Genomic DNA, 14626 nt, shown 5'->3' with positions numbered 1-14626 from the left:
ATTTCACTTACTGTTATCATGCAGCTCATTTAGGTTACCACGGATAAACAGTATTGTCAACATCATTTTTCTTGGTGAATTTTAATTTTTATTAATTTCTTTATTAAAAATTTTACCGCAATCAATGACGCTTTATTATAGTATCACGATGCTTTTTTAATGTCAACAATTTTTTTATATTTTTTATAAAATTAATTTATAATCCTTGTATTTATTATCCACACTTTATAGTTTTTTATTCATCAATAATGATATTAATCTAATATCTTCTATTCTAAATATAAAAACATCTAGTCCTATTAGGCTAGATGTTTTACTGGTGTCACCTAAATGGCAACTTATATTTATATAGTAAATAAAATACTTATCTTATGGTTATGAAATTCAAAATTATGATTCATTATTGAATTCCAACTTAAATTATTTTTTCTCCTTATCTAATTCCTTATAAGATAATATATAATTTATTCCTGTTACAACTATACCGCCACCAATGAAATTACCTACACCGGATACAGCTAAATTATAAAAGATATCCAAACCTCCTATATTTGCGCCAGTAAATAGTCCGATAAATAAGTAATACATATTAGCAACAACGTGCTCGGTTCCACTGAGAACAAATACAACAATTGCCAACCATAAAGCAGCAATCTTAGCTAATTCCTCTTTGCAGCTGTAAGCTAGGCATACACCGGTACAAACTATAATATTACATAGAATAGAGCTAGTAAACAGCTCACCAATTGGCATATTTACCTTATGTACAGCTTTCTCGATTACCAAATCTGTTACTGCTTGTCCAAAAATACCTGATGTTTTAGTTAAAAATGCTACAAAGATTGCTCCAAGCAAATTAGAAAAAATAATTAAAAATAAAATTTTTACTATTTTTCTAATTTTAGTGCGTCCTGAATAAACAGAAAGCATAACCATACAGTCACTAGTAAATAACTCTGCCTGCATCAATATGATGGCAATGATTCCTATAGGAAAAACCAATGCCCCTAGAAAATTGCCAAGTCCTGGACTTGTAACAGTTGCTGCTACTTTAAGACTTCCTATTGCACCGATAGAAATATAAATTCCTGCAAGAATTCCTTGAAAAAGTAAGACAATTGCCTTTTTATTAGCCTTATTCTTACTTTGATTCAATATATACTCCGCTAATGCTTTAGGTCCTGAATGAGTGTTCATAAATATATCCATCCTTACTAATATTCTTTTGAGATTTAACAAATTATACATAATAATCAACACTAGAAGATATAATAACATATTTATCCTTATGATGTAAATACTTTTACTTATCGCTAATATTAACTAAGTTATATTATTAATCCATTTTCTTGATTTCAATCGCATTAATGCTAAAATAAATTTAACTACTTCCTCTAAAATAGCTAAAGCATATACCAGATGCACAGGAAGCTTAAAGAAAAAGGCACCCAAAATAGTTAGAGGAACTCCTATAAACCACATAGTAAAACCTTCTATTATCAATGCACTTCTTGCATCTCCTGCTCCGCGAAGAATACCAACAATCATAATCATTCCTAAAAAGCGAACTAGAAATATTAGTGAGATTATATAGAGCATAATTAAAGTACTTCTCCTTACTTCATTAGAAACATTAAATAGTTCTATTATAAGAGGAGCTGTTAATGCTAAAATAACTCCTAAAAGTATACTTACATACAAGGAAATGATCATAAATTTTTTAGCATAACTAATAGTTTGATCTTCTTTTCCTTCCCCTATGCTATTTCCAATCATCACTACAGACGCGCTAGCCATTCCAAAAGTAACTACCATAAACATATTATTTACAGTATTGCATATTTGAATAGCAGCCGTAGCCCCTGTGCCCATATGTCCATATACAAAAGAATAAATAAGACTAGCCAAGGCCCATAGTACATCATTTAACAACACAGGAATAATGATTTTATATGACTTTTTTAAAAATTCAAAACTTAAATCTTTTAATTCACTAAACTTTGCCGCCAATACCCCATTATCTTTATACACCAAAACGACAAGTGTTACGGCTTCTACAACCCTAGATATTAATGTTGCTATTGCAGCCCCTTCAACTCCTAAGGCAGGAAACCCTAACTTTCCGAAAATTAGAATATAATTAAATACTACATTGCAAATAAGAGCTGCTATATTAACTATTAGAGGTGTAACAGTATTTCCAATAGAACGTAGAGAATAACTGTACACAAAGGTTATAGCGGTAAAAATATAGCTAAATAAGACTATAAACAAGTATTTTCCACCTAAATCTTTAACTATAGGTTCCTTATTAAATAAAGAAATTATTTTTCCTGGATTAATAAATCCTACTGCCATAAAAACTATAGAAATTAATAAAACGGATACTAGTCCTAAACCAAGAATTCTCTTAATGTTGTCAAAATCTTTCTTCCCCCAGTACTGAGCAATGAAAACACTACATCCTCCACATAAGCCAATAAGTATCATACTAAAAAAGAAAAAATACTGATTAGCTATTCCAACAGCAGCTATTTCAATTTCTCCTAATTTTCCCACCATAATAGTATCTGCCATATTAAGTGTAGATGCAACCAAATTTTGAAGCATAATTGGTAAAGCTATTTTAAGCATATTGCTCAAAAATTCCTTATCAACTTTTGAATATAATCTAAGAGTTTTATTCATTTTCCACCTCCAAAAGCCTATTATAGCAAATTAAATGAAAAAGAGAAAGCCAAGGAGGATAGTGACTTCCCTTGGCATCCAATATCAATTCTATGTATCCTTATATAAAAGATATTCCATTACTTTTGAACCTCTAATTATCCAAGGCCACCTATCAAAATTACTTTTCTACATATTCTTTTCTATTTCTTCTAGCAAAGTTAATCAAAGCATTTAACAGCCCTTTTCCTTTCCATAATCATCTAATTTTCTCTCATCAACCTCCGGTCCAACTTCACATAAAAAGTATTCTAACTAGTATTATTCCCAAAGATAACTTGTCATTGTTAATGAGCCAAGCTCACAGGATTTATTGAAAACACTAACCCTATCTTCTTCCTCTACAGCTCCAAGCACATATAACAAAGGATAAAAATGATCCGGCGTAGGAACTGCATGCTTTGCAGAAATACATTTTTGATTATATTCCAAAATGTTATCATAATTTTTATTAATAATATTCTCATATATGTACTCATCAAATTCATAGGCCCAATCAAAACCCTTACTTCCCATATGCCAATCGACTAATCTTAAATTATGAACTATATTACCTGTACCAAATATCAATGCTCCTTCTTGCCTTAAACCCCTTAATTCCCTACCGATTTTATAGTGAGCTTCTGGAGGAGCGTAGCCATCTACACTAATTTGAAATACAGGTATATCTCTTTCTGGAAACATATGAACTAAAACTGACCAAGTTCCATGATCAATTCCCCAAGAGTTATCATATTCCGTTTCCTTTGAAATTAATTCCTTGCACATCTGTGCAACTTTTGGTGAACCAGGTGAATTGTATGTAATTTCATATAGTTCCTTTGGAAAACCATACATATCATAGATAGTTTTAGGAGATTCTTCATTCATAATCTTAGTACCCTTTGTAAACCAGTGAGCTGATATAGATATTATTACTTTTGGCTTTGGTATCCTTTTAGCTATACTTTCCCAACTTCTTGAATAATCATTATCTTCAATAGCATTCATCGGTGATCCATGACCGATAAAAATAAGTGGCATCTTTCCCATAATTTCTTACCTTCCTTTCTAATAATTATATATCGTTTCTAATAGAATAACCAGTTAAGAACTTATCAAATCATGAATCCTGACATAATAGTTTACCTATTAAGTGTTAATTAAAAATAAAAAAGAGGTTTATTACTGATTTAACTATCAGCATATAAACCTCTACTTTTTATCTAAGTTATAAACTATAATTCTATTTTACCTGGCTATTTTATTAATAAAGTCAATATGGTATCGCTTTTCACCATATCTTTCTTCATGATCAATAATAACACCTTCTGTAAGGTTAATACGAAGAACGATTGAGTTTGGATTATCCTCATCACCAACTTCATCAAACCAGTCAAAGATTTTTTTAAATTTAGCTCTTATTTCTTTATTCTTCTCTTCCTTAACCCAACCTAGATTTTCCGCCTTACCTTGAAAGGTATACCAACCCATTCCAGCTACAGAAACATCATTATTCTTCTCAATTTCTAGCATTTTATTTGTCCTTGCATCTGTAGAAACATAGAAGGCACCATCTTCATAATAGGCGCATACCATACGGGTTGCTGGACGAGGACTACCATCAGGGCTTTTAGATAATGCTATTGTAGAAAGTGCAATAATTTCCTCTTTACCATTACCACAAAGCTCTTCCATAAGTTTCATAGCATTTTCAAATTTACTCATTCACTAAATATCTCCTTTAAAATTTTCTTGTAAAGTACTTGTATTATTTTAAATAATATCCATACTTCACATATATTTTACCATATGTCTTTTACACTTACTATATTAAATCACAGATTACTTCACATATCTTTAAAAAAACACTTTCTCATACCTTTACTTCATATTCCTAAGATATACCTTTTTCATTAACTTTCCTTACTTTTTTGATTTCCTTGAATTCATTTATAATTGTTCTTGCTACTGTACGTCGATAAAAATTAGTATAGTTTTTTCATTCAATGATTTACTATATTTTATATATATTGTTATGAATGATATAATTATACTATACTCAATATAGTAATACATTTAATAAATCTTCATATTAACAAACCACATATTTTTAAAAAAATGAAACTGTGACAAAGATAACCATCGAGAGGGGTAATGTATAAAAAATATTCCAGAAAAGGTAGATATGAAATATAATAAAAAACTACTCATAGTAAGTATATTTTTACGGATAGTATATTTTAACTTTGCTCAAATAATTGAGTACACTATTTTCATAATGCTAAATCAATATAAATTTAATATTTTAATAAAGATAAATACTGAAACAGTAAGTCCTTATTTTGCTATAATTTCACTATTAGATACTATAGGCTCTTTAATTGTATTGGATTTTTTATTTATGAAAGTTATATCAAAGAGAACTAAAAAATAAATAATAAATATATAAATAATTAGAGAATGTAAATTAAATATAAGTTTGAAACAAATAAGCACCCCGCCCAATTACAGCGTAGAGTGCTGATTGCTTATACTATAGATAAACTATAGAATCCACATTCCAACTAACAATTCTACTTTTTATAAAATTCTAAGAATACTTCATTTCCAAAAGATATATCAAGTTTCTTTGAAACAACACAATATATTTCATAAGCAATATGTTTGATTTAGTCTATTTATATATTTATACCCTTCATTTACTGTAATGACAGTTATACTACCGTTATCTACCTTAAACTTATAAAAATATAGCGGTTCATCAAATACCCAACATAAAGCTAAACGAATTACAGAATCATGTGTCACTAATACCGTAGACTTATCTTTCTTACAAAGTTCTTCTAAAAACACACTTACTCTCTTATATACATCTAGCAAAGATTCTCCTTTGGGAATCCTATAATTATAGGTATCCTCTATCCAAAGCTTAGTTTCCTCTGGGTAAACTTTTGATATTTCTTCAAAATTTTTTCCTTCAAATATACCAAAATTAATCTCCCTTATTCTATCATCTTCTTTGCCTTCTAAATCTAAATAATGCATAGTATCTACAGTTCTCCTATAAGGACTATAATAAACCTCTTCATAATCATATCTCTCTAATAATTTCTTAGTTTGTAATATCTCTGCTTTGCCTTTCTCAGTTAAAGGGGTAGAAATTCTACTATATACTTTCCTTACATTATCCTCACTCTCACCATGTCTAATCATAATTATATCCATTCACCCACACCCCAAAATGAAAATAAAGAAATAAGTACACCTAATTCAATTATAGTCCCATATACATCACCAGTTAAACCATCTATTTTTTTATATGATATATTGCTAATAATTTCTGCTAAAATATAGTTAATCACAAGAGGTATCAAATATTTTTTATTAATAGATACTAAAAAAATCAAATAAATAATTGTACTTAATATTATCAACTTTTTAGGATTACTTTTATGAAATAAAGCACCTAACCCATTAACCTGAGCTGATTTCTTATTTGATATAATTATACTTGCTATTAATCTACTATTGGTAAAGGACAGGATCATTGCTAAAGGTACATTATCTATGCTAATTATTAATATATATAAGAACATTAAATGCAAAACTATACTAAGTACTCCAAATGTACCTATTCTGCTATCCTTCATAATTTCCATAGTTTTTTTTCTATCTTTATTCGCTAAAAAACCATCAAAAGTATCTGCCAAACCATCTATATGAAGTCCACCAGTTAAAATTATTGTTATTAAAAGTGTTAGAAATGAAGCCATAAGCTTATTATGTGGTGCAATTAAATAATAAACTATACCACCAAAGCCACCAATAATAGTTCCAACTAATGGCATGAAAAATATGCTATACCTAATGTTTTTCTCATTAAAATCCACAGTAATATTAATAGGTATTCTCGTAAAAAACTGTATTGCTAATATTAATCCTTTAATCATTTTATTTTCACCGGAATTCCACAACATACTAAATAAACTTGATCCGCCAATGCTGCAACGCGCTGGTTTACACGTCCTTGGATGTCTCTAAAAGCTCTAGATATAGAATGACTGGGGACAATAGAATCACCAACTTCATTGGTTACCATGACTAGATTAAAGTCCTTTTCTCTAATTTCATCTATTAATTCTTTTATTTCAAAGAATACCTTGTCTTCAATTAACTTTTGAAGTTGAAAACTTATATTTTCTTCATCTTTGGAAATATCATACATTATATTAGAGGTAAGTATTGTAATACAATCAAGTAAATATTTTTTCTCAGTTCCTATGGCCTTACTCAAGTTATAGTTTCCTTCATATGTACGCCACTGTTTCGACCTAGAATTTTGATGTTGCTTTACCCTTTCTTTCATTTCATCATCTGTGACTTTTGCTGTAGCTATATATACAACATCATTATCATTTTCATATAAACTCTCTGCAAATGCACTTTTACCTGATCTTGCACCACCAGTAATTAATGTTATCATCTTTTGCCTCCTTTATCCTTCTCTTATATCTATTAAATATGAGGTACTCATTGAAACATCATCGTGTGTTCCCATGTTTTCAAATAGATACTCTGCTGTTTCTATGATTTTGAATGTAAGAGGACATCCAGAGCCCTCTCCCAATCTCATTTCTAAATTTAATATTGGTTTCAAACCTAATTCATCAAATACATACTTTGCACCCGGTTCAGCAGATAAATGAGAAGGTATTATATATTCTTTTACATATGGATTAAGCTTAGTAGCACAAAGAGCTGCCACAGAGGATATAAATCCATCTATAACAACAGGCTTTTTATTTTTAGCTGCAGATAAACACAAGCCACACATACCACCTATATCAAATCCCCCAACTTTTGATATAACATCTATAGGGTTATCTTTATTAGGTTTATTAATAGCAATAGCTTTTTTTATAATTTCTTTTTTTAGGGAATGTTGTTCCTCTGTAAGCCCAACTCCCTTTCCACAAATCAAATCTACCTCTAAACTTGATAAGCTTGATAGTACCGCAACTGCAGTAGACGTATTTCCAATTCCCACTTCTCCTGTTCCTAATATATCATATCCTTTAGAAAAAATTTCATCTGCAACTTCAATACCTATTTCTATAGATTTAACAGCCTCTTCATAGGTCATAGCTGGTCCTTTTGTGAAATTCTTAGTGCCATCTGCTATTTTTCTATCTATCACTTGAGGATTGTCCACTTTTCCTTTTATACCTAAATCAACAGTAAGAATATCCGTACCTGTATATTTACCTAGTGTAGCAACTCCTGTTAACCCTTTTTGCATACTTTCTGCTAAGATTTTTGTAAATATTTGTGGTGCAGAGCTTACCCCCTCATCTACAACTCCATTATCACTACACATTACAGCTATGGCTTTTTTATCAAATTTATTAACTATTTTACCAGTCATACCACATATCTTAATAATAATCTCTTCTAATGCTCCTAAACTACCTATTGGCTTAAGTAGTCCATCCCATTTCCTTCTAACTTCTTCTTTTACTTTTTTATCTGATTCAGTTATTTTACTTAGGGTTTCTCTTAATAAATCCAAAATCCAACACCTCCAATAGACTCGTTCCTCTACTCTATCCATTTCTTTAATCTGCTTTATTTTTCAACGATTCTTTCTCAAGTTCTTTAAAGATTTCTACTAATCTAATGTTATTGTCATGATCCTTTATTGCTATTCGTATGAAATTATTGCTTAATCCCCTGAAGGTAGAACATTTTCTTATGATAATACCCCTAGTTAAGAAAAAGTTAAACACGTACTCTTCTTCTATCTCAAGTAATTCGATTAATATATAATTTGTATGTGTAAAGTAAGGTTTAATAATTTTTATCTTTGATAATTCATTTAATAGATATCTTCTTTCCTTTTCAATATATTCCTTTGATTCTTCTATATATTTTTTATCATGAAATATGTAATTTCCAGCTACCTCAGCCAAAGTATTAATGCTCCAAGGAAGCTGAAGTTTTTCTACTTTCATTGCCATCTTTACGGATGCGCATCCATATCCTAGTCGTATACCAGGAAGGGCAAAAAATTTTGTAGCTGCCCTAATAATTGCTAGATTTTCATATTCTGTTTTTCTAAACAATTCTATGCTGTCATAGTCATCTGGACAGAATTCAAAAAAGGCCTCATCTAATACTAAAAATCCTTTTTTCTTTTTTACTATGCTATATATTATTAAAATCTCTTCTTTCTTAATTCTTAGACCTGTTGGATTATTAGGGTTTCCAAGTATGACCGTATCCCCCTCTTGTATAATGTTTGCAAATTTTTTTATGTCTATTGCAAAATCCTCTTTATACGGTATGTAAATAGCTTCTTTATTATGAATCAAAGCTCGTTCTTCGTATTCTAAAAAAGAAGGAATATATATTAATACTCTAGTAGCCAGAAAAATAAAATTGTCTATTAGCTCTACAGCTCCATTACCTAAAACTGTGTTAGCTTCATTACATTTCAAATATTCTGCTACAGATTTTCTAAGTTTTCTATACTTTATATCTGGATAAGTATCTAATTTCTTAAAACTACCCCTTAGTTCTTTTTCTAATCCTTTAGGTATTCCTAATGGGTTTATATTGCTACTATAATCCACCAATTCACCATCATAATACTCTTTATAGGACAGTAAATCTCCACCATGTTTCACCTTGTTACCTCTCTATACTAATTTTATAAAAAATATATAAGCAAAATATATAGTCAGCAAAAATATTTCACTACGGTACATTATTTCTATGGTATTCTTAATATGTTTTTTGTTAATTTCATTTAATTTATCTCCAATGGTAGGCTTTTTTACTAATTCACCATGATAGTAATTATTTCCGCCCAGCCTAATACCCAATAATCCTGCAACTGCAGCTTCTGGATATATTGCATTAGGGCTCTTATGATTTTTTCTATCCCTTATCATGATTTTAAATCCATTCTTTATATTAAATCTGAAAACAGCGCTGATGTTCATAAGTAACCCTGTAATCCTCGCTGGAATATAATTAACTAAACCATCGACTTTAGCAGGAAAATAACCAATATCGATATATTCTTTAGTCATATATCCTAGCATTGAATCCATAGTGTTAATGAACTTATACGCTATTCCACCAGGTAGGCCAAATAGCATAATATAAAATAATGGAGCAATTACACCATCGGATGTATTTTCCGCCACAGTTTCTACAGTAGCTCTAATCACTCCATTTTCTGAAAGCTTTTCCGTATCACGGCCTACTATATTAGATAATCTTTTCCTAGCTTCTTCTATTCCTATATCCAGTGCTTTATATACCTTAATAGCTTCATAGTGCAAAGATCTCGCAGCTATACAACTATATATAAAATAAATATCTACGATATTATAAAGGATTTTATACTGCTTTAGAAATCTAAGTAAAAAAAATGGGCTTAAAAATCCAAGACTTATATTTATTATAACTATAATCAATCCTGATATTTTAAGTGCCAAATTAGATTTACTTAGCTTCCTTGCTAACTTTTCCTCTAAGGTTATTATCTTACCCATAAGCTTAACTATATGAGGGAAACTATAAGGATCTCCTAATATAAAGTCAAGAAGTACGGCAGCTACTATATTTAATAACATTTATTATCAACCCTCTATTCCGTGGTTTTCTTAATGATATCATATATATAATCTATGTCTAAATGTTTTCTTAGTAATTCAGATAATTTATCTAGTTCTTTATTGATTTCTTCTGGTGTCTGAGGCTCTATATTACATTTCTTTTCATAATCTATCAAACTATCCTCATCAACTAATTCTAAGTGAACATATGGTATAACCCCAATTACCGGTATATTCAATATATCTTCAATCTTTTTAATACCGGGTTCTAGAATAGATTTATCTCCTCTAAATTTATTAACGATTAGCCCTTTTATCCTGGCTCTTTCGTGAGGTTCAAGTAGCATTACAGTACCATATAAGGAGGCAAAAACTCCTCTATCAATATCTGCAATTAGAAGAACAGGAGCACCAGCCATTTCTGCCATCCCCATATTTACAATATCATTCTCTTTTAGATTTATCTCTGCCGAACTGCCTGCCCCTTCTATAACTACAATGTCACTTTGACTTTTTATTTCATTGTATGTATCCAATATCATAGGTTTAAGACTACTTCTATATTTGTAGTATTCTATTGCTTCCTTTTCTCCTTTTTCTTGGCCCTTTATCACTACTGTAGAGCCTTTATCAGACTTTGGAATCAATAATATAGGATTCATATTTACTTCTGGTTCTATCCCTGCGGCCATTGCCTGTAAAGCTTACGCAGTACTTATTTTACGTCCATCTTTTGTAGTGTAATATCTTGAAGACATATTTTGTGATTTGAAAGGATATACTCTAAATCCATCTTCCCTAAATATTTTGCATAAACCTGTACACATCAAACTTTTTCCCGCTGAGGATGTGGTTCCTTGAACCACTATATTTGCCATTTCTTCTCTCCTAATTGAAACATATTATTTACTTATAATTTCTACTTTTAAATTCAATCTCATCAATGTCATCTAACTGATTAAGCTTAAGAGCTAAATTAAAGAAATAGCCAGATAGCAAATTGGTAAAGTCAAATAAAATATCCGGAACTTCATTACCTAACTCTCGATATCTATACAATAATCTTACGAGAGCCTTGCATTTTGATCTTAATACATGAGTATGTCCTGCACTCTCACAACCTACTGGCAATACAAACTTATTACATCTATCTTTTACTTCTTCCCTTAACCTATTAGTACACTTTTCTAGAAATTTAAGTTCATCTTCTGTAACTGATACAAAGGTTCTGAGGGACGGATTGATATGATAACATTTTTCACATATATTTAGTAATTCTTCTTTAATGTGATCCTCTTTGACTATAGAACGAAGCAAGCCTATATGACTGGCTATTTCATCTGTATATATCTCAAAATCACATTTTAAGTCATTTAATGGATCACTCAAAAATGGATATGCTTCATATCTACTTTTATATATTTTATCTTTCATTTTCTCACCTTTTTATTTAAATTATTAAAAATTACATTACTCTTTTCCACTTTTTTAAACATTCAATCATATATCCTGCTACATCCATTTCATAAACCTCATTTAATAAATTACTATTAATTATCTCTTCAGGTTTACCAAATATCATTGCACCATCTTTCCCTAATACTAATAAATAATCGGCTAATTCCAAAGCATGATTTATGTCATGAAAAACGCCAATTACTGAATGCTTATGATCTTTTGACCACTTTTTTAAATAATGAATTAATTCCCTCTGACTTTTTAAATCCAAATGATTTGTAGGCTCATCTAATAAAATGATATTAGTTTCTTGAGCCAATGCCCTTGCTAAAAAAACCCTTTGTATTTGCCCACCCGATAATGTATTAATTTGCTTATCTTGCTCATCTAGCATGCCAACGGTTTCTAGACATTTTCGGACATAGGCTTTATCCTTCTCAGAAGGTTCTTTTAATAAATTGTCTTTCATATACAAGTATCGGCCCAATAATACAGTTTCAAATACAGTGTATGAGAAGTATATAGTAGATAATTGGCTCATAACTGCAATTTCCTTAGCAATCTCATGTCTTTTCATAGCCTTTACACTTTTTCCATCAATCAATACATCTCCTTGACTTGGAATTATACCGGCGATGGCTTTTAATAAGGTAGTTTTTCCACATCCATTAGGTCCTAAAATACATAAGTTTACTCCTGCATCTAATTTCAAGGACACATTTTTTACTATATCAATCCCATTATATCCAGCAGATAAATTTTTAAGTTCTATCATTTTATCTGACCTTTCTTTTTACAAAATACACATATGCAAAAAATGGTGCACCAATTAAGGCTGTTACAGCTCCTACAGGCAGCTCTGAGTTTGAAATTACAATTCGTGCTACCAAATCACATACCACCATAAAGGTTCCACCAAAAAGCATAGACATTGGAACCACCAGTTTATGAGCAGAACCAAATATTTTTCTTACCACATGGGGAGCTATTAAATCAATAAATCCTATCACTCCCGTAAAAGCTACTGCACTTCCAGTTAATGATGCTGATAATATAAGCAAAATCCATTTTACCTTTTTTACTTCTATTCCTATAGATAATGCTTGTTCCTCTCCAAAAGTCATAATATCCAGTTCTTTTGTATATCTTATTAAAATCAGGTAGCAGATAGGAAAAATTATAGCTAAAACCCTTACATCTGCCCATGACTTTAAAGAAAAGCTACCCATTTGCCAAGCTATAAGTCTTTGTAAATTTTCTCCTGATAATGCTGTTATTAATGTAGTTATAGCATTTATGAATAATGAAAAAACCATACCAACTAATATTATTGTAGTGTTTTCCATATTCTTATCAATTTTGGCAGTGAAACTTATTACAAGATATACTGTAAGGAGCCCAGATAATAAACCAATAAAGGGAAGAGTAAATCTTCCCAACAGATATATGGTAAATCCTGTTACAATTACCAATCCTGCTCCTACAGAAGCACCAGATGATACCCCCAAGGTATAGGATGATGCTAATGGGTTTTTAAGAATAGACTGCATAACAGAGCCACTTACAGCAAGAGCCCCGCCAACTAAAAAAGCTACCAGGACTCTTGGTAATCTAATATCCCAAATTATTGATATTAAACTATCTTTTATGTCTATTGTAATTGGTTGATGAAAAATCTTGCTATAGATAATAGCCAATATATTTAAAGGCTCAATATATACACTGCCAATACCTACTGCTATAACTAATATAAATATACTTATGATAATTGAAAATATAATTTTTATTCTATTCTTCATAGCCTTTAATATTTATCAGGATAAACAACCTTGGCCATCTGTTCTAAAGCTTTAACAATATTATGGTTTGGAAGAGAGCTTGACATATTATCTATATAATATACATCATTGTTTTTAACGGCCTTTATATTTTTCCAGCTAGCACGGGATTTTATCTCATCTACAGGCTCTGGAATATAATTAACATTAGTGAGTATAACATCTGGGTCAGCAGCTACTACTGCCTCTTCAGATACAGAAATCCATCCTTCTTCCTTTGCCAGTACATTTTTAGCACCAATTATTTCTATCATTTCATTTAAAAAAACACCTTGACCAAAACTATATATGCCTGGTGCAGCAGCTATTTCAAAATATACTGTTTTTTTATCTTTAATAGTTTTTCCTATTTCTTCAATCTTAGCTATTTTCTCTTTAGTTCTATCTACTAATTTTTGTCCTTTTTCCTTTTCTCTTAACACCTTAGCAATAAACATAATATCGCTATAAATTCCTTCTATGCTATTGCTAGTGGGTATGTATGCTAGTGTAATTCCAGCTGATTTCAACTGTTGTGCTGGATCAGTTCCTCCAGTAGAGGTTATTGTAGAAGCTAAAACTATATCTGGCTGCAATGCTATAATCTTTTCCACATCCGGTGTCATCATATCTACATATTCAACACCTTCAGGTAAACCTGATAAATCTTTTGAATTTGCATCAACCAAAGCAATCTTATCACCAAATCCTAATTCTACTAAAACCTCAGTTATAGATGGTGCCAAAGATATTATTTTATCAACTTTCTCTGGAATAGTAATTTCCTTACCGGATGGATCTACTATAGTTGTAGCCTCTTTAGTAGTTTCGGGGTTTTTTACATTTGACTTTTCCTGTACTGAACATCCCACCGAAAACACAAGTAACATAATTAACGCAATAGTACATGAGAATAAACTTTTGAATTTTTTCATTTTAATCCCTCCCTTTTATTTTTTGAATACTTCATATACAATGGGCGTTCTTTTATTGATAGGAGCACTTTTCCTATACAAT

At 30.5% G+C, this 14626-nt stretch carries 16 protein-coding genes; all 16 read right to left on the bottom strand.

Features of this window, described 5'->3' with window-relative positions:
• Window positions 1-420: 420 nt before the first annotated feature.
• The gene (locus N3C_RS13610; RefSeq protein ID WP_074366560.1) at window positions 421-1197 is read right to left on the bottom strand and encodes a formate/nitrite transporter family protein; all 777 of its coding nucleotides are present in this window, start codon (window positions 1195-1197) and stop codon (window positions 421-423) included.
• Window positions 1198-1323: 126 nt separating this feature from the next.
• The gene (locus tag N3C_RS13605) at window positions 1324-2688 is read right to left on the bottom strand and encodes an MATE family efflux transporter (protein WP_074366559.1); all 1365 of its coding nucleotides are present in this window, start codon (window positions 2686-2688) and stop codon (window positions 1324-1326) included.
• Window positions 2689-2988: 300 nt separating this feature from the next.
• Complete coding sequence (gene ygiD / locus N3C_RS13600; protein ID WP_074366558.1) at window positions 2989-3759, bottom strand: 4,5-DOPA-extradiol-dioxygenase; 771 nt, start codon at window positions 3757-3759, stop codon at window positions 2989-2991.
• A gap of 198 nt (window positions 3760-3957) precedes the next feature.
• Window positions 3958-4434: a pyridoxamine 5'-phosphate oxidase family protein gene (locus N3C_RS13595; protein ID WP_074366557.1), complete on the bottom strand. Its 477-nt coding sequence runs from the start codon at window positions 4432-4434 to the stop codon at window positions 3958-3960.
• A gap of 924 nt (window positions 4435-5358) precedes the next feature.
• Window positions 5359-5934: a histidine phosphatase family protein gene (locus N3C_RS13585; protein ID WP_074366555.1), complete on the bottom strand. Its 576-nt coding sequence runs from the start codon at window positions 5932-5934 to the stop codon at window positions 5359-5361.
• Window positions 5925-6659 (bottom strand): adenosylcobinamide-GDP ribazoletransferase, encoded by a 735-nt coding sequence (gene cobS, locus N3C_RS13580; protein WP_074366554.1) that lies wholly within the window; start codon window positions 6657-6659, stop codon window positions 5925-5927. Before cobS ends, N3C_RS13585 begins: the two co-directional genes overlap by 10 nt.
• Entirely contained in the window at window positions 6656-7192 is a 537-nt protein-coding gene (gene cobU, locus N3C_RS13575) for a bifunctional adenosylcobinamide kinase/adenosylcobinamide-phosphate guanylyltransferase (protein ID WP_074366553.1), read from the bottom strand. The genes cobS and cobU overlap by 4 nt, the downstream gene beginning before the upstream one ends.
• A 12-nt stretch (window positions 7193-7204) precedes the next feature.
• Window positions 7205-8278 (bottom strand): nicotinate-nucleotide--dimethylbenzimidazole phosphoribosyltransferase, encoded by a 1074-nt coding sequence (cobT, locus tag N3C_RS13570; RefSeq protein ID WP_074366552.1) that lies wholly within the window; start codon window positions 8276-8278, stop codon window positions 7205-7207.
• Between the two features lie 46 nt (window positions 8279-8324).
• Entirely contained in the window at window positions 8325-9395 is a 1071-nt protein-coding gene (locus N3C_RS13565) for a pyridoxal phosphate-dependent aminotransferase (RefSeq protein ID WP_074366551.1), read from the bottom strand.
• Between the two features lie 12 nt (window positions 9396-9407).
• Window positions 9408-10352, bottom strand: coding sequence for an adenosylcobinamide-phosphate synthase CbiB (gene cbiB / locus N3C_RS13560; RefSeq protein ID WP_074366550.1), 945 nt, complete (start codon window positions 10350-10352; stop codon window positions 9408-9410).
• 14 nt (window positions 10353-10366) lie between these two features.
• On the bottom strand, window positions 10367-11026 hold the full coding sequence (locus N3C_RS13555; RefSeq protein WP_207648627.1) for an AAA family ATPase: 660 nt from the start codon (window positions 11024-11026) through the stop codon (window positions 10367-10369).
• 12 nt (window positions 11027-11038) lie between these two features.
• Window positions 11039-11212, bottom strand: coding sequence for a nucleotide-binding protein (locus tag N3C_RS15220; protein ID WP_207648626.1), 174 nt, complete (start codon window positions 11210-11212; stop codon window positions 11039-11041).
• 28 nt (window positions 11213-11240) lie between these two features.
• Window positions 11241-11768, bottom strand: a complete 528-nt coding sequence (locus N3C_RS13550; protein ID WP_074366549.1) for an ATP:cob(I)alamin adenosyltransferase — start codon at window positions 11766-11768, stop codon at window positions 11241-11243.
• A gap of 31 nt (window positions 11769-11799) precedes the next feature.
• Window positions 11800-12567 (bottom strand): ABC transporter ATP-binding protein, encoded by a 768-nt coding sequence (locus tag N3C_RS13545; protein WP_074366548.1) that lies wholly within the window; start codon window positions 12565-12567, stop codon window positions 11800-11802.
• Between the two features lies 1 nt (window position 12568).
• On the bottom strand, window positions 12569-13591 hold the full coding sequence (locus N3C_RS13540) for a FecCD family ABC transporter permease (RefSeq protein WP_074366547.1): 1023 nt from the start codon (window positions 13589-13591) through the stop codon (window positions 12569-12571).
• A gap of 5 nt (window positions 13592-13596) precedes the next feature.
• Window positions 13597-14544, bottom strand: a complete 948-nt coding sequence (locus N3C_RS13535; protein ID WP_074366546.1) for an ABC transporter substrate-binding protein — start codon at window positions 14542-14544, stop codon at window positions 13597-13599.
• Between the last annotated feature and the right edge of the window lie 82 nt (window positions 14545-14626).

The sequence above is a fragment of the Clostridium sp. N3C genome, assembly GCF_900095445.1.
In the GTDB taxonomy this organism is placed as follows: Bacteria; Bacillota; Clostridia; order Clostridiales; family Clostridiaceae; genus Clostridium_AU.
Note: the sequence above shows the minus strand (reverse complement) of the source record. Positions and strands in the feature narration are given on the sequence as shown.